Annotated in this window: 15 protein-coding genes and 1 tRNA gene; 1 reads left to right on the top strand and 15 read right to left on the bottom strand. The window is 62.7% G+C overall.

From position 1 onward, the window contains the following. Positions 1-243 precede the first annotated feature (243 nt). A complete protein-coding gene (locus K9B33_RS17805; protein ID WP_224550410.1) occupies positions 244-2,025 on the bottom strand; it encodes a ParB/RepB/Spo0J family partition protein in 1,782 nt (593 codons plus the stop codon). Positions 2,026-2,525: 500 nt separating this feature from the next. Here K9B33_RS17805 and K9B33_RS17800 point away from each other — a divergent pair, with 500 nt between their 5' ends. Then, positions 2,526-3,209 (top strand): sce7726 family protein, encoded by a 684-nt coding sequence (locus tag K9B33_RS17800; RefSeq protein WP_224550409.1) that lies wholly within the window; start codon positions 2,526-2,528, stop codon positions 3,207-3,209. Here the strand turns inward: K9B33_RS17800 and K9B33_RS17795 are convergent. From K9B33_RS17795 to K9B33_RS17730, 14 genes are all read right to left on the bottom strand, one after another. Next, complete coding sequence (locus K9B33_RS17795) at positions 3,206-4,276, bottom strand: beta family protein (protein ID WP_224550408.1); 1,071 nt, start codon at positions 4,274-4,276, stop codon at positions 3,206-3,208. The two genes, K9B33_RS17800 and K9B33_RS17795, sit on opposite strands and share 4 nt — an antisense overlap. Positions 4,277-4,288: 12 nt before the next feature. Beyond that, positions 4,289-4,753 carry an ImmA/IrrE family metallo-endopeptidase gene (locus K9B33_RS17790; protein WP_224550407.1) on the bottom strand — a complete coding sequence of 155 codons (465 nt, stop codon included), beginning with the start codon at positions 4,751-4,753 and terminating at the stop codon, positions 4,289-4,291. 23 nt (positions 4,754-4,776) lie between these two features. Beyond that, the gene (locus K9B33_RS17785; RefSeq protein ID WP_224550406.1) at positions 4,777-5,256 is read right to left on the bottom strand and encodes a hypothetical protein; all 480 of its coding nucleotides are present in this window, start codon (positions 5,254-5,256) and stop codon (positions 4,777-4,779) included. Positions 5,257-5,334: 78 nt separating this feature from the next. After that, a complete protein-coding gene (locus tag K9B33_RS17780; protein ID WP_224550405.1) occupies positions 5,335-6,549 on the bottom strand; it encodes a tyrosine-type recombinase/integrase in 1,215 nt (404 codons plus the stop codon). Positions 6,550-6,702: 153 nt separating this feature from the next. Next, positions 6,703-6,778 (bottom strand) — tRNA-Phe (locus tag K9B33_RS17775). 50 nt (positions 6,779-6,828) lie between these two features. Then, complete coding sequence (locus tag K9B33_RS17770; RefSeq protein WP_224550404.1) at positions 6,829-7,035, bottom strand: DNA gyrase inhibitor YacG; 207 nt, start codon at positions 7,033-7,035, stop codon at positions 6,829-6,831. After that, positions 7,025-8,014, bottom strand: coding sequence for a ribonuclease (locus K9B33_RS17765; protein ID WP_224550403.1), 990 nt, complete (start codon positions 8,012-8,014; stop codon positions 7,025-7,027). The genes K9B33_RS17770 and K9B33_RS17765 overlap by 11 nt, the downstream gene beginning before the upstream one ends. A gap of 8 nt (positions 8,015-8,022) precedes the next feature. Continuing rightward, positions 8,023-8,595, bottom strand: coding sequence for a Maf family protein (locus K9B33_RS17760; protein ID WP_224550402.1), 573 nt, complete (start codon positions 8,593-8,595; stop codon positions 8,023-8,025). 11 nt (positions 8,596-8,606) lie between these two features. Then, complete coding sequence (infA, locus tag K9B33_RS17755; RefSeq protein WP_003049127.1) at positions 8,607-8,825, bottom strand: translation initiation factor IF-1; 219 nt, start codon at positions 8,823-8,825, stop codon at positions 8,607-8,609. A 65-nt stretch (positions 8,826-8,890) separates the two neighbouring features. Further along, complete coding sequence (locus K9B33_RS17750; protein WP_224550401.1) at positions 8,891-10,189, bottom strand: adenosylmethionine--8-amino-7-oxononanoate transaminase; 1,299 nt, start codon at positions 10,187-10,189, stop codon at positions 8,891-8,893. Between the two features lie 32 nt (positions 10,190-10,221). Next, positions 10,222-10,839 (bottom strand): OmpA family protein, encoded by a 618-nt coding sequence (locus K9B33_RS17745; protein ID WP_224550400.1) that lies wholly within the window; start codon positions 10,837-10,839, stop codon positions 10,222-10,224. Beyond that, positions 10,836-12,647 carry a cation:proton antiporter gene (locus tag K9B33_RS17740; RefSeq protein WP_224550399.1) on the bottom strand — a complete coding sequence of 604 codons (1,812 nt, stop codon included), beginning with the start codon at positions 12,645-12,647 and terminating at the stop codon, positions 10,836-10,838. Before K9B33_RS17740 ends, K9B33_RS17745 begins: the two co-directional genes overlap by 4 nt. Positions 12,648-12,784: 137 nt before the next feature. Further along, complete coding sequence (locus K9B33_RS17735; protein ID WP_224550398.1) at positions 12,785-13,210, bottom strand: DUF4168 domain-containing protein; 426 nt, start codon at positions 13,208-13,210, stop codon at positions 12,785-12,787. A gap of 223 nt (positions 13,211-13,433) precedes the next feature. Then, the gene (locus tag K9B33_RS17730) at positions 13,434-15,491 is read right to left on the bottom strand and encodes a M13 family metallopeptidase (RefSeq protein WP_224550397.1); all 2,058 of its coding nucleotides are present in this window, start codon (positions 15,489-15,491) and stop codon (positions 13,434-13,436) included. Positions 15,492-15,595 lie beyond the last annotated feature (104 nt).

The following is a 15,595-nucleotide window of genomic DNA, read 5'->3' as shown; positions in this document are numbered from 1 at the left end:
CCCTGCCGGTATTTCTCGTGGCACTTCTTGGCCGTCGCGGTGGCAAAGCCGTCGCGCAGCGTCTCGACCACGAAATCCAGTTCGCGGCGCTTGGCCAGCGGCAGGGTCACATCCTTGTCCGTGATCGATTTCATGGGGCCAAGCCTTGCGGCAAATTACGCCCATGCCAAGCAAAAAATCGGCAGGGGCGGATCAGGAAAGAAGGATGGCTGGCGGCACGATCGCCGCCAGCCATGGGTGGGATCATGCAGCCTGTCGTTCCGGTTCGGGCTCTGCTGTGAGCGCTGCGTCCGCTTGCTGCTGCTCCTCGCGGGCAGATAGGTCCAGCGCCTTCTCGACGCTGCCGACCCCGCCGCGCGTCGTATAGGCGCTGGGCGGAAACTGCATCCAGCGTGGCACCCAGCCCTCGATTTGTCCGCGCCCATTGCTGCCGGTGAGGCAGTCATGGACGATCCCCCGCTGTACCTTGACCGTCGCCTTGGCATTAGCCTCGGCTATGTCGGCGCCTGCCACATCGGCAAGGACATGGTTCATCACTTCGCGGTCACGGATGAGGTCGAGCAGCGTGTTATCGGTTTCCCATACGCTCGCCATATTGACGTCCAGTTCCCGGCCCAGCGTCTCGATCATCGCTGATCCCGGCTCCAGCGTCTCGGCCATCACCACGGCAAAAATGCCCATGACGGTGGGGTCATCCATGGCCAGTAGTCGCGCGAACAGGGCGTTGATGTCGCGATCATAGCGATGGCCGGTGACGGTCGGGGTGTCGGGATCGAGGCCAAGCAGGTCGAGCGCGATGCGCCGTTCGCTATCGAACGCTGTTTCCGATGCACAGGTCTCGACGCTCTCGCTGATCGCGTCGGTCGCGCCCCGCTGGAATGCCACATCCACCCGCCACAGGCTGCTGCCGCTGATCGCGTGGGCGACCATGACCCGCAGGGCGATGGTCGGCGCAGTCGCCACCTTCGCCCGCACGGCGGCATGCCGATGCAGGTCGACATAGCTCGCCAAGGGGGTGGAGAGTTCGGGGCGGACCGGCTTTTCCAGCACGTCGCCGCGTTCCAGACGTCGTGCTTCCTTCTGGCTGATATAGCCCTCATGGACCGCTACGTCGCCGCCATGGCCGACCGTGATATAGATGCGGCCTCCCTTTTTCTTCGGGCAATGGACGTGCTCCCAATGATGGAAGGTTTCGCCGCGGGCCAAGACAAGGACATCGGCCCATCCGGCCTCGCGATAGTCATCCGCCAGCGTATTGATCGCGTCCTCCTGCGCCTGCCAGAACTGGGTCGCATCGGCAAAATAGCTGTCCTCACCGAACAGGTCTGCGACGATTTCGCCTGAGTGAAGGGACAGGTCGAACAGCGCCTTGCCGGGGGCGATGGCTTGACCGCCCATCAGCCAGCTTTTGAGCGCGTGGCCGGTGGGCGCATAGGCGCTGCCATCGTCCAGCAGGGCCAGCCATTCGCGCTGCCTTGGCCGGGACGCAAGGGTCAGGTGCCGGACGGTGACGGCGTCGATAGCCCCATTGCGATAGAGGGTGCGGATACGTGGCAGCAGATTGCCCAGCGCCAGCGTCCGCTTCACCTGCAGGGATGTCAGGCCAAAGGTCAGCGCTATGTCGTCGGGCGAACGGCCTTCCTTGACCAGACGGGTGAAACTCTCCCAGCGGGTCACCTCGTCGGGATCGAGCCGGGCGATATTCTCGATCAGCGAGGCTTCGAGCGCGGCGGCATCGTCGCCTGCTTCCATGACCGCGCACGGCAGTGGATCGATGCCGCCGTTCTCCTGCGCCACGGCAAGGGCGGCATGATAGCGTCGCTTGCCTGCTACGATCTCATAGGTGGTGGGCGATCCTCCCTCGACCGGCTCGGGACAGGCTCCTGCTCGCACGATCAGCGGCACGAGTATGCCCCGCGCCCGCACGGATGGCAGGATGTTGGTGAGGTCGGGTTGCTTCTTCACGCCGCGCATGTTGGCGGGCGAGACCGAGAGGCAGGCGATGTCGATATGCTTGAGTTCCATGTCTTTCTACTCCTTCTTTACAGCGCACCGGCCCCGGACGGCGGGGTGGGCGGCAGGAGCGATCCGGCAGTCCCGCCGAACAAGGCGGGCCGCACCTGAAAGGCCGGAACGCAAGTGGAGGAGCCGCGCGCAGCGCGGCTTGCGGCACGCCGCGGCGGGACTAGAGGAGAGGGACGCCCACCCCGCTTGTTCGGAGCCGCAACAGCCTCATCGCGCCCGGCGCGATGGCCGCTGGCCGGTCAGTGACCGGCACGCGTGAGCGATCGTCACCCGGCAGGGACGAGACAAGCGCAGCGCAGGCTCGGTGGCGCACAGCGCCATAGAGCGCGGTCCCACCGGGGCACGCCATGGATTTTTGTCCTTGTCAGCCCTTGGGCGTGGATATCGATTAGTTGCAAGTCACAGGAAATGGATCATCATGTTTCAATGATGACGTCTGCATCGCTTGACATACCTCTCGGAATGCATTTGAGGCCGCGTTCATTGCAAGGAGGCTATGGATGGATGAAGCTCAGATCAAAGCAGCTGTTCTCAACCACCTCCGGTCCGTTGCCCCGCGAGGAAAAAAGCCAACGGTTACAAGTGAGTTCACTTTAGGAAATGCGTCAGTGCGCGCCGATCTCGCAATTCTGGCGGACGAATTTATCGGTGTTGAGATCAAAAGCGCCACCGATACGCTGAAGCGCGTTCCCTCTCAGATGGCAGGCTATGCGCTGCACTTTGACCAAGTTGTCCTGGTTGTAGCGGAACGGCATCTAAAGCGCTTGGTGGCGGAGGATTTGTGCGGCGCATCGCTTTGGACTGTGACCAAGGACGGCGGCATTGTCCCCGTGCATCACGGGCGCGCTAACAAGATTGCTGCTCCGGCTTACATGAATTTGCTGACCCAGGCTGAAATTGAGCGCTTGGTATATCGCCCGAACGCTCAGCGTCCAAGCAGCGCAGGTTTAAGCGACGCGGTGATTCGTAGCGCTTTTACCAAAGCGTTTGAGCAGCGTTATAATCCGACCAGCGAGACATTTTGGCGTGCTGTGGCTCGGCGCAAGATCCGTGCACAGGATCTGACGCTGCTCAGCAGGTTCTCGGAGGAGCGAGTTCGGCGCCGTGCTGTCGCACAACAGCAGGCGGATTTCTGGCAAAGCTGGACCGACAACTTTCGATCAAATTTCATGCTGACGGCTTAGAGGTCCCAGTCTTCCTCGGTATCCCTCGCGGCTCCAGGATCACCGTAGAAGCACTGCACTTGCAGATGAAGGTTTACCCTGGCCGCAGTCGCTTTGTTCGGGTTTGAGATCGCCGACATGTCTCCGGCGGCGGTTCGCTCGATCATTTGCGTCCCCCACACACGCAACGTCGGGTCCCAACAGCTTGTGTCGCGCATCAAGGCCGAGGCTTGGGACTGATATGCGGCAAATCCAAAGTCATCTGATCGAAAAAATTTCCAGTTATCTTGCAAAGGATAGTCGATGCGCGGGGCTGGAGTTCCGCCACCTCCGAGCTGCTTTTCTGCTCTGACGCTACCTCTATCGCTGTAGATCAGGCTCCTCGTGTCGATCTGGCCCCTAACCTCGTTGAACAGCAGGCGCTCATAGATCGCCTGCTCTGTCAGGTCTTTGAACCCTTCAGGAAACGAAGAAGCGGAAATTGAAACGCGGGCGGCCGGTGCCCGACTCAGAATGGAATTTATATATCCTACGCAGATTGCGGCAGCCTGCAGATGATCGCGACTGGCCCGGCCGAAATCCAATACGAATATGACGTCCCGCCCGCCGTCGCTATTGGCCGCGATTGTCGCCGCCAAAAGATCAAGCGCTCCAAAAGCTAGTTTTGGAACGATGACAAACAGCCCACGGCCGAGCTTGTGCAGGCACTGCACTTGAGCGGGTAATTCTGCGGTGTGTTGAAGCTGTACAGCTGGAATGAAGTTAGGATGCACTTCAATAAATGCGCACCAGTTGGCATAGGCTTCTGCTGGCTGCCGCAAGGCATTGAGTTGATGATGGACCGGCCTGACTGCGTCCTTGCTGTCTGGATCAGCAAGTGAAATGACGCAGGGCCGCTCTCCATAGGCAAGCGCCAAACGTTCGAGGCCACGATCTAGATTATGGGAACTGCTCCATGGCCTAAGATGGACTATTGGAAGCAATGCATCCTTGGTCTGACCCGGTAGCTCTTCAAGGGCTCGCATTTCTGCGGGATAGAGAGACAAAAGGGGAAGATACGGAATCTCATCCAAATTACGAAGAGCCATGCATCCCCCAGTTTATAGCCCAAGCTTAATTTTCATTGCAGATTCGGATACACCAAATCGCTTTGAAAGATGCAGCGGAATATCATTGATATTCAAGACCTCACTATTCGCCTTGATCCTCTGAACAAGGTGATCTGGCATAAGTATGTCAGCCGCCAGCCTATTCGCTTCAGCTTCTATTTTGCTGGATAAGCTCGATCGGTAGAGAACGTCATCGGTAATACCTTTACCGATTTCGGATTGGTGAAGCAAAAAATGTGCGATCTCATGCGCCACCGTAAATCTTTGCCGAACTGCGGCGTCATGGCGGTTTACACGGATTACAAAGCTATTGCCTTCCGGTCTGATCTCACCTGAAATGCCAGGGGCCAGGGTCGCCGCCTTAACGCTCAGACCGAAGCCTCTCGCCAACGCAGCAAGATCAACGGGTGCCTCCGCTTGATGCTGTTCAACCGCTGCTCGCAATTTCGCAGGCAAATTGCTCCATTCTCGGCTTACAGTCATTTAAGCACCTCTCGGCCTTCATCCGACGAACTATCGTCGTCGGCTGCGAGGTCATCACTTCTTCCACCACCGAAAAGGACGGAATCTACCCGACTCTGTATCAGCTCAGCAATGGTTGCAGAATCGAGAATTTTCTCAGCCTCCCTCTTCAAATAATCGCGGATTTGCGCCTGTTCCATGTGGCGCTCCACTTCTTCGATTGCCACCTTTTTTGCAGCTTTCTTAGCCGCCTTCTCAGATGCGCCCCTGACCTGATCAAAACCCCAGAAGGCTGCGATAGCGAGTCCGACACCTAAAACTGTGATGATCAAAGCTACAGCGGCAAGAAGGGTGGCTGCTAAATCAGGATAGCTCCAGCCCCAGGACTTCAAATTCCCTGCAACAATAAGCGCAATGGCTGCGCCGCCGCCGCCTAACAATGCGCCCAGAAGGCACCAAAGGACGCGGCTGGCCGACGGTTGCATTTGTTCTGTCACCACCCCTCCTCTAAAAGATCAGCCATTCTACTCAGAATTCTAGAAACTCACCACCATGTCTTGGCACACGGTACGCCATCAACGTCTGCCGAAGCGCGCCTTGATAACTTTTTCAGCCGCTCGGAGCTGATCGAGATAGTCGCTCCAATATTGCATCATTTTCACCCGCTCGTTCCAATGCTCCCCGCGCAGATAGGCGCGTCGAACATCGTTGTTTTCGACATGGGCCAATTGCCGTTCGATTGCATCCGGATGCCATTTGCGGCTTTCGTTGAGCAGGGTGCTGGCGGTCGCGCGAAAGCCGTGTCCGGTCATCTGCGCCTTGTCATAGCCCAGCCGCCGGAGCGCTGCGTTGACGGTGTTCTCCGACATCGGCCGTCTCGCATCACGAATGCTCGGGAACAGATATCTGGAATGTCCGCTGATAGGATAGAGCGCTTCGAGCAGGTCCATCACCTGGGTCGACAGCGGCACGCGATGTTCGCGTCCCATTTTCATCTTCTCCGCCGGGATCGTCCAGATAGCGAGATCCGGGTCGAACTCGCTCCATTCGGCATGACGTAGCTCGCCGGGCCGGACAAAGGTGTGGATCCCGACCTTGAGCGCAATTCCGACAGAGGGCTGGCCCTCGTAGCCCCACAGCGCCCGAAGAAGCTCCCCAACCCCGCCAGGGTCGGTAATGGCAGCACGATGCGTGACCTTGGGTGTAATGAGGGCACCTTGCAAATCGGCGGTGACGTCGCGTTGCGCGCGGCCGGTGGCGATGGCGTAACGTATAATGCTGCCGCAGGTGGTTCGCAGCCGCCTTGCCGATTCGTAACGACCCTTCACCTCGACCGTGCGCAGGACAGCGAGGACTTCCGGCGCGGTCAGTTCGCCAATCGGCCGCTCACCGATGATCGGCTCGGCATAGCGCAGGAGCCAGCGCATCTTGTCCATCGTGGCTTTCGAGCGCCCTTCGGCTTCCAGCTTGGCAAGCCATTCCCGCGCCACTTCGCCAAAACTTGTTCCGCCATTCAGCGCTAGGGCGCGTGCAAGCTTTTTATGGGTGGATGGGTTTGTGCCACGTTCGAGCAGCTTGCTGGCTTCCGTGCGCTTCTCCCTAGCCTCCTTGAGCGAAACTTCGGGATAAACGCCGAGGGACAGGGTCTGCCGTTTGCCGCGATGCGAGAAGTTCCAGCGCCAGTAGCGGGCGCCATTCGGATTCACGAGTAGATAGAGCCCGTGCATGTCACCGACCTTGAACGGCTTCTCGCGGAGCCCGACTTTGCGAATGGCGGCATCTGTGAGCATGACGATGTTTTCCCGATTTCAATGCCGTGAAAAATACCGTGGGCGCATCCAGGTGACAAGGTACGTGCCCGGACGAGGGTGGACCAGATACCGCAAACCACTAAAAATGTACCGTCGATTCCGGACGGCTATGGGCATGAAAAAACAGGGAAATGGTGCCCGGGGACGGATTCGAACCGCCGACACTGCGATTTTCAATCGCATGCTCTACCAACTGAGCTACCCGGGCACGGGTCTTCGGCGGGAGGCATCCGCCGGATGGAGGCGTGCCTATAAGCGTCAATCCGGCTCGCTGTCCAGCCCATAATTGCCGTTTTTTTGTGCCGCTTCATCAACGGGCTGGCCCGGCACGCGATAGCCTTCGCCCAGCCATTGCAGCAGGTCGCGGTCGCGGCAGGCGGCGCTGCAAAAGGGGCGCGTGGCGGGCTGGGCGGGCTGGCCGCAGACCGGGCAGGCGCCGGGCTTGGACGACGCCTTAGGCGACATGGCCGCCCGCCAGAGCCAGCGCCGCATCCGCCTGCAAGGTGATCGCGCCGCCCCGGCGCTTGGCCAGTTGCTCGATCCAGTCCTGCCGCTTGTGCAACAGGTCGATGATCGCGGGCATGGCGGTGATGGTGGCCGCGCCGCCCTGCCCATGGCGTTCGGCCCGGCGCAGGAGCGCCAGCGCGGCGGTCAGCACCGCATCTTCGCGCACTATCTCCATCAGATTGGCGCGCTCGCGGCGGCGGATGATCTGGAGGAAGCCGAAGCCGTTGACCGCCGTACGCTCGAACGGCAGCGGCAGATATTTGTCGATCTGGGCGGCGGCGACCATCCGTTCGTCCTTGTTGTTCATCGTCGGCAGGTCGATGCCGATGGAACCGGAAAGCCCCATGCGCCGCACCGTCTGCGCCGCCAGCTTCGCGCCCTTGGGGCCAAGCTGCGCGGGCGGCAGCGATCCGTCGACGTCGATCAGCAGCATGGCGGGCGTCAGGTACAGGCGCAGGGCGGCGTCTTCAGCGCCGACCTCGCCGCTCGTCGCCTCGTCCATCAGCTCGCTCCAGCCATGCGCCTCCAGTCGGTCTTCCTCATGCGCGGGACAGGGGACGACCGGCACGCCGGTGGCGCGAATGCGCTGCAACAGGCTGGGGCCGGCATGGGGCTTGGCGCCCGGCTGGGGCATGCGGCCCTTGGCGCGCTTGGGGCGGCCTTCTTCTGCGATCGCTTCGCGGATGATTTCGACGAGGACGTTGGCGCCTTCGGCCAGCCGGGGCGGGATCGGCTCCAGCAGCACTTCCTCGCCCGAAATCAGCCGCACGATACCGCGCTTCTTGGGAATGATGGTGGCGACCAAGCGGCCCTGCGCCACGGCGCCCGGACGGACGGCGTCGCCCTCGCGCTCGATCAGGGCCTCGACCAGCTTGCCCTTCTCGATCAACGCGGCCCGCGCCTCGCCAATGCCTTCTTCATAGAGCCATTCGGCCATTTGCGTTCCTAGTCGGATAGATAGCCCGCTGCCTTGAGCAGCGTGCGGGTTTCGTAAAGCGGCAGGCCCATGATCGCGCTGTGGCTGCCCATGATGGTGCGGATGAGGCCCGCGGCGCGGCCCTGTATCGCATAGCCGCCTGCCTTGCCGCGCCATTCGTCGCTGGCGATATAGGCGTCGATCTCGGGCTGCTCCAGCCGCTTGAAGATGACGATATTGTCCGACAGGCGATGCCGCGCGCGTCCCTCGCCATCGATCAGCGTGATCGCGCTCAGCACCCGGTGCCGCCGTCCGGACAGCAAGGCCAGGCAGGCGCGCGCCTCCGCCTCGCTTTCCGCCTTGGGCAGGATGCGGCGCCCCACGGCCACCACGGTATCGCCCGACAGGACCAGCGCGCCGGGATGGCGCGCGGCCACAGCCACGCCCTTTTCAGCCGCGACGCGCGCGGCGTAAGCGGCAGGCCGTTCGGCTTTCAGGGGCGTTTCGTCGATATCGGCGGGATCGACGGCATCGGGGACGACGCCGATCTGTCCCAGAAGGTCACGCCGTCTGGGAGAAGCCGAAGCAAGAATAAGCCGCATGAACAAGCGGCTTATTTGAAGCGGTACGTGATCCGACCCTTGGTCAGGTCGTAGGGGGTCAGCTCGACAAGCACTTCGTCGCCCACCAGCACGCGGATGCGATTCTTGCGCATCTTGCCGGCGGTGTGGCCGAGAATCTCGTGGTCATTTTCAAGCCGGACACGGAACATGGCGTTGGGGAGAAGCTCCACAACCTGTCCGCGCATTTCAAGCAGTTCTTCTTTAGCCATATTATCCCGAATTCGCAAAATCGCGCCGCCATAGCGCCAAATTGCGGAAATTGAAAGCCAAGGGTTTATTCGCCGAAATGATCGCCTGCTGCGGCGAGCGCCAGGAAGAGTCGATCGAGCTGATCTTCGTCCAGGCAATAGGGCGGCATCAGGTAAATGGTGTTGCCCAGCGGCCTTAGCAAGAGGCCGCGTTCCAGGAAGAAGGCACGCAGGCGCGGCGCCAGATCGGACAGATAGCCCGCATCGGCGGCGATGAGGTCGATCGCGGCGATCGCGCCCAGCTGCCGCGGGTTGGCGAAGGCGGGGTGTCTAGCAAGCCGTTCGAGTCGCTTCGCGATTCCCTGCGCCAGCGCGGCGATGCGACCCAGCACATCCTCCTCGCGCCAGATCGCCAGATTGGCGACTGCGGCGGCGCAGGCGATGGCGTTGGCGGTGTAGCTGGACGAATGATAGAACAGCCGGGCGCGGTCGGTCGATCGATGCGCATCGAAAATCGGGGCGGTCGCCAGGGTCGCCGCCAGCGGGATCGCGCCGCCGGTGATACCCTTAGCCACCGCCATGATGTCCGGCACGACGCCCGCCTGTTCGCAGGCGAAGAGGGTGCCGGTGCGGCCCCAGCCGGTCATCACCTCGTCGGCGATGAACAACACGCCATGGCGGCGGCAGATCGCGGCCATCTCGCGCAGCACGGCTGCGGGATAGATCAGCATCCCGCCAGCGCCCAATATCAGCGGTTCGACGATGAAGGCGGCGGGCTTGTCGGCGCAGGCGTCGTCGAGTGCTTCGAGGCAGACCCGCTCGCGACCGGGCGCGGGAAAGGGGATGGTGCCGACATCGAACAGCAAGGGCTGCCAGGCGGCGTTATAAACGCCGCGCTCGCCGATCGACATCGCGCCGATCGTGTCGCCATGATAGCTATGCTCCAGCACCAGGATGCGGCTGCGCGGCCCCCCCGATTCTTCCGTCGCCAACCCGTCCAGCGCCAGATTGTGCCAATAGCCCAGCGCCATCTTGAGCGCGACCTCGACCGCGGTCGAGCCGCTGTCGGAATAGAAGATATGGGCCAGTGCCGGCTGTCCTTCGGCGCGGGGCGCCAGATCGATCAGCCCCCGCGCCACCGTTTCGGCCGGATCATGGGTGTAGCCCGCGAAGATCAGCTGATCGAGTTGCCCCGCCTGCGCGGCGATGGCGGCGGCGATGCGCGGATGGCAATGGCCATGGGTGGTCACCCACCAGCTCGAAATCGCGTCGATCAGCGTGCCGCCGTCGGCCAGGTGCAGCAGCGCGCCTTGCGCCCGCACGACATGGGGTATCGGCTCATTCAGGCCATGTTGGGTGAAGGGGTGCCAGACGGGGGATGTCATGTCGGTCCCTTAAGCCAGCAAGGTGGCCAAATCTATGGCTTTGCCGCCTCGGCCGCGTTCGGCACCACCGGCGGCGGCACGATGACGGTCGGGAGCGCGACCGTCACCTCGACCCGGCGATTCTTCGCCCGGCCGTCGGGATCGTCGCTGCCGTCCTCCTTCGCATTGGGGGCGATCGGGCGGGCCTCGCCCAGCGCGATCAGGGTGATGCGCGCCTTGTCCACGCCCTTGTCGACCAGATAGTCCCGGACCTTTTCGGCGCGGATGCGGGACGCGACCTTGTTGTCGCCATCGGCCCCGCGCGAATCGCTATGGCCGCGCAATATGATCGGGCCGCCGGCCTTCATCGCCGCGCCGGAGAGCAGCGTTTCCAGTGTCGCCTTCGCCGTCTCATCCAGCGCCATGGGCGACGCGCCGAAGCCGATCACCGCCTCTTCCGGCTCGATCTTCGGCGCTTCGGACTCGGGCACGACTTCGGGACGCAGGATCGACCGTTGCGGTTCGGCGCCATTATCCCCGCCATTCCCTGCGACGGCATTGGCGGCATTGTCGGCCTCGTTCACCGCATCGGCCGCGGGTGTCTGCGCGGGTGGCTGGCAGGCGGCGAGCGCCGCACATAGGAGGATCGGAGCCTGGGTAAATCTTCTCATTCTTCCTCTCCTTGTCGCCGGGGCTGGGCGGGCGGCACATAGGACAGGATCGTGTCGCCATATTGGGGCGTGGGACGTGAGGCATGGGTGAAGAAGCGCAGCGCCCCGGTCTTGCGCAACAGCAGCAGCATGTCGCCATCCGGCGGCAGCGCCGCGCGCGCGGCATCATAGTCGAACTGCTCGCTGATCCGCGTCTTGCGGAAGGTCCAGCCCTGTTCCTCGCGCTGCATGATGTCCTCCACGCCATGGCCTGACGCGAACAGCGCCCGCCCGCGCAGCGATTCGGGCAGGCTGCGCGGATCATGATCGTCGCTGGCGTCGCCCAACTGATGGACATTGTCGCGCCCGATTTCCGGCGCGAACTCGTTGCACACCAGCGCGTTATAGGCCTCGTTGTCGGTCGCGGCCGCCAGCACCTGGAACTGGGTCAGGTCCAGCCGTTCTTCAGTCGCTTCCGACAATATCTCGCCATGATAGGTGGGGATGCCCTGGTGCCGGGCAGGCGCCAGCCTCTGCCAGCTCGTGTCGGCGATCGTCACCGGCACCTCCAGTTGGCGCAACTGTGCGGCAAGGCCGAGGGTGAAGGGCGTGGCCCCCACGATCAACAGTCCCTGTTCCGACGCGCCCGTAACCTTCAGCAGGCGTGCGACCGCCTTGATCGAAAATCCGTGGAACAGGATGGTCGCCACCACCACGGCAAAGGACAGGGTGACCAGAATCGACCCGTCGCTATAGCCCAGCCGATCGAGCCGCAACGCGAACAGTCCCGAAATCGCCACCGCAACGATCCCTCGTGGCGCGATCCAGGCGACCAGCAGCCGCTCGTTCCACGGCACGGGAGAAAAGGCGAGGCTCAGCAGCACCGTTGCCGGGCGGACGAGGAAGAGCAGCGCGAGCAGGAAAGCCAGGAATCGCCATTCGAACTGGCGCAGCACCTCCAGATTGAGCGAGGCGGAGAGGATCACGAACACGCCCGAAATCAGCAGGACCGTGACATTTTCCTTAAACGGCTGGATGTCGCGCAGGGAATCGAGCCGCATATTGGCCAGCGCCACGCCCATCACGGTGACGGCCAGCAGCCCGGTTTCCTGCTGGATCATGTTCGATCCCACGAACACGCCGATCACCACGACCAGCAGCACCGGAGCCTTGAGATATTCGGGCACATGCCCGCGCGGGAAGGCCCAGCCGACGGCGCGGGCGGCCAGCCAGCCGATCAGGCCGGCGATGACCGCCGCGGCCAGCAGCGACAGAATGACCGACGCCAATGTGCCGCCTTCGCCCGCGCGGCGCAGATATTCATAGGTGACGACGCCCAGCAGCGCGCCGACCGGATCGTTGACGATCGCTTCCCATTTCAGGATCGCGCGGGGTCGCGCCGCGACATTGGACTGGCGCAACAGCGGCAGCACGACGGTCGGTCCGGTGACGACCAATATGCCGGCGAACAGGATTGCGACGGGCCATACCAGCCCGGCGACATAATAGCAGGCCAGCGATCCCAGCACCCAGCCGATCGGTGATCCCAGCAACACCAGCCGGGTCACAGCGCCGTCCGTCTTGCGCAATTCGCGGAAGTTGAGGCTGAGGCCGCCCTCGAACAGGATCAGCGCGACCGCCACCGACACCATCGGTTCCAGCAGTTCGCCGAACACATGTTCGGGGTTGATGAGATGGAGGACCGGACCGCCGATCACGCCAGCGGCCAGCATCAACGCGATGGCGGGCCAGCCGGTGCGCCACGCGATCCATTGTGCGCCAATCCCCAATATGCCGATCAGCACGATGGAAAGAGCCAGTTCCTGCATGGAGCGCAGGATAGACGGGCGGATAAGCGGTCGTCACCCCCCGATATTTTTTACCATCATGGGAACAATGCGGGCGAGCCGGCGTGCCGGGCATCAAGGAAAAGGGCCGGTCATCGACCGGCCCCTTCGCTATCGGATCATTGCGGCGGCTGGCTCGGCTGTGCCGACGCGGCCGGGGTTGCCGGTGCGGCTGGCGCAGCGGGGGCCGGCGGCGCGGCGGCCTGGATGCGCTGCTGCAGCGCCGGATCGGCGGCTGCGGCCTGCCCGATCTGGTTGAACTTTTCGGGCGGCAGGCCCGATGCCTGCAACGCGGCCAGCATCTTGGGCTGCTTGTCGGCTTCGGCGATGGAGGCGTCCGACTGGATCTTGGTCACTTCCACTGCGGCGGCGGCGAACTGCTTGATATCGCTGTCGCTGAAATTGCTGGCGCCAGCGGCCGGGGCTGCCGATGTCGCAGGCGCCGCAGGGGCGGCCTGGCTTTGTGCGAGCGCGGGATACGCCGCGAACAACGCGATCGATGCGATGCCGGCTTTCAGAAAAGCGCTGGTGTTGAGACCCTTCAACTTTTTTCTCCTGTTAGTGACAATCTGATGAACAGACGACCAAACTGTTGAAATCGTTCCGGGTGAGAAAGTGCCGAACGGCGAATCGTGCGATTCAGAAGATGACGGGACTCGCAAAAACGGCTCGTCTCGCGTGACAAGCCATTGGCCGCAGCCTTGTTCGCAGTGGCAACAATGAAGATCGGCCCGGATTCGTAAAATGCGCCGGGCCGACCGTCATGTCTTACCAGATTTTCACGCGATCCTTGGGCGCCAGATAGATTTTGCCGCCCGGCGCTGGCTTGAACGCATCATACCAGGCGTCGAAATTGCGGACGATGTCGGCGCGATATTGCGACGGCGCGTGCGGATCGGTGACCAGCCGCTGGCGCAGATTCGCCTCGCGATAATTGCGCCGCCATACCTGCGCCCAGCCCAGGAAGAAGCGCTGGTCGCCGGTCAGGCCGTCGATCACCGGAGCCGGCTTGCCGCCCAGCGAAGCATGATAGGCGTCGAGCGCGACCGCCAGGCCACCCAGGTCGCCGATATTCTCGCCCATGGTGAAGGCGCCCTTCACATGCGCGCCGGGGAAGGGCTCATAGGCGTCATATTGCGTGCCCAGCTTCGTGGTCAGCGCCTTGAAATTGGCGACGTCCTGATCGGTCCACCACTGGTTGAGCTTGCCCGTCTCGTCATATTTCGCGCCCTGATCGTCGAAATGATGGCTCAGTTCATGGCCGATCACCGCGCCGATGCCGCCATAATTGACCGCCGGGTCCGCCTTGGGATCGAAGAAGGGCGGTTGCAGGATGGCGGCGGGGAAGACGATCTCGACCATGCCGAAATTGGCATAGGCGTTGATCTCCATCGGGGTCATGCCCCATTCCCAGCGATAGATGGGCTTGCCAAGCTTGCCGATATTATAGTCGAACTCGAACTGGTTCGACCGCTGTGCATTGCCCAGCAGGTCGTCGCGCCTGATCTCCAATCCCGCATAGTCGCGCCACTTGTCGGGATAGCCGATCTTGGGGGTGAAGGCGGCCAGCTTCTTGTGCGCGCGCGCCTTGGCCGTGTCGCTCATCCATGGCAGGCCGTCGATGCGGCGGCCCATGGCGGTCAGGACATTCTTGACCAGCCCGTCCATTGCCGCCTTGGTTTCGGGCGGGAAATATTGGGCGACATAGACTTTGCCGACTTCCTCGCCGAGCGATTCCTTGAGGAAGGTGACGCCGCGCTTCCACCGTTCCTCGCGCTCCGGCGTGCCCGACAGGGTGGTGCCGTAGAAGGCGAAGTCGCTATTGGCGATGCTGTCGGGCAGATAGTCGGCATAAGCGTGCAGACTGGCCAGCAGCAGCGCGTCCTTCAGCACGCCGACCGGCGTCTTGGCGATCAGTGCGGCTTCACCCGTCACGGCGCTGGGCTGGGCGACCAGCAGGCTGGCGGGGGTCAGCCCGTTCGCTTTGTAATAGGCCGCGAAGTCGAAACCGGGCGCGGCCTTCTGCAGGTCGGCAAGCGTCATCTTGTTATAGGTCTTGTCGGCGTCGCGACTGTCGACCTGGCTCCAGTGGACCTTGGCAATCGCCGTTTCGAACGCCATCAGCGCCGCCGCGCGCGCCTTGGCGTCGCTCTCGCCCGCCAGGGTGAGCATCTTTTCCAGATGCGCGACATAGGCGGTGCGGATCGCCGCCATCTTCTCGCCCTGGTCCAGATAATAGTCGCGGTCGGGCAGGCCCAGCCCGCCCTGCATCATCGACAGGATATAGGTTTCGGGGTCCTTGTCGTCCTGCCCGACATAGAAGCGGAACGGGCCGGGCACGCCGGCGCGGGCGCCCTTGGCCGCGACCCTGGCATAGCCGGCCAGGTCGGTGACGGCCCTGACCTCGTCCAGCCAGGGCTTGATCGGCGCCAGTCCCTTCGCCTCGACCGTGGCGCCGTCCATATAGGCGGCATAGGCGTTGCCGATCTTGCTGCCGCTATCCTTCTGCGCGCTTTCCAATATCGCCCTGGTCCGCGTGCGCGACAGGTCGTCCAGCGTGTTGAACGCGCCATAATTGGACTTGTCGGCGGGGATCGGGGTGTTCTTCGCCCATGTGCCATTGGCATAGTCGTAAAAATCGTCGCCCGGCTTCACCGACGGATCCATGCCCGCAGCGTCGAAGCCGTAGCTGCCATAGGTGGGCTTGCCGGCGGTGGCGGGAGAGGCGGCTGGCGCTGCGGCAGGTGTCGCCGGCTGGTCGGCCTGCGCCATGGTGGCGGCCAGCGCCAGCGCCGTGGCGGCTGCGCCGAGGAGGAGAGTTTTCATGGGTTGCATCCCTTGCATCATAATGGCGATCGGCCTTGGGCCGTTCGTTCTGACGCGGACTTGAACGCCCGTCAAAGAATGAAGTCCATGTCGTTGGTCGAAAA

This window comes from Sphingobium sp. 3R8 (assembly GCF_020166615.1).
GTDB classification, from domain to species: domain Bacteria; phylum Pseudomonadota; class Alphaproteobacteria; order Sphingomonadales; family Sphingomonadaceae; genus Sphingobium; species Sphingobium bisphenolicum.
Note: the sequence above shows the minus strand (reverse complement) of the source record. Positions and strands in the feature narration are given on the sequence as shown.

Coding starts and splice junctions, on each gene's coding strand:
- K9B33_RS17800 (WP_224550409.1), top strand. CDS start 2,526: ATGGATGAAGCTCAGATCAAAGCAGCTGTTCTCAACCACCTCCGGTCC.
- K9B33_RS17745 (WP_224550400.1), bottom strand. CDS start 10,839: ATGAGAAGATTTACCCAGGCTCCGATCCTCCTATGTGCGGCGCTCGCC.
- K9B33_RS17765 (WP_224550403.1), bottom strand. CDS start 8,014: ATGGCCGAATGGCTCTATGAAGAAGGCATTGGCGAGGCGCGGGCCGCG.
- K9B33_RS17730 (WP_224550397.1), bottom strand. CDS start 15,491: ATGAAAACTCTCCTCCTCGGCGCAGCCGCCACGGCGCTGGCGCTGGCC.
- K9B33_RS17740 (WP_224550399.1), bottom strand. CDS start 12,647: ATGCAGGAACTGGCTCTTTCCATCGTGCTGATCGGCATATTGGGGATT.
- K9B33_RS17805 (WP_224550410.1), bottom strand. CDS start 2,025: ATGGAACTCAAGCATATCGACATCGCCTGCCTCTCGGTCTCGCCCGCC.
- K9B33_RS17760 (WP_224550402.1), bottom strand. CDS start 8,595: ATGCGGCTTATTCTTGCTTCGGCTTCTCCCAGACGGCGTGACCTTCTG.
- K9B33_RS17780 (WP_224550405.1), bottom strand. CDS start 6,549: ATGCTCACAGATGCCGCCATTCGCAAAGTCGGGCTCCGCGAGAAGCCG.
- K9B33_RS17795 (WP_224550408.1), bottom strand. CDS start 4,276: ATGGCTCTTCGTAATTTGGATGAGATTCCGTATCTTCCCCTTTTGTCT.
- infA (WP_003049127.1), bottom strand. CDS start 8,825: ATGGCTAAAGAAGAACTGCTTGAAATGCGCGGACAGGTTGTGGAGCTT.
- K9B33_RS17750 (WP_224550401.1), bottom strand. CDS start 10,189: ATGACATCCCCCGTCTGGCACCCCTTCACCCAACATGGCCTGAATGAG.
- K9B33_RS17770 (WP_224550404.1), bottom strand. CDS start 7,035: ATGTCGCCTAAGGCGTCGTCCAAGCCCGGCGCCTGCCCGGTCTGCGGC.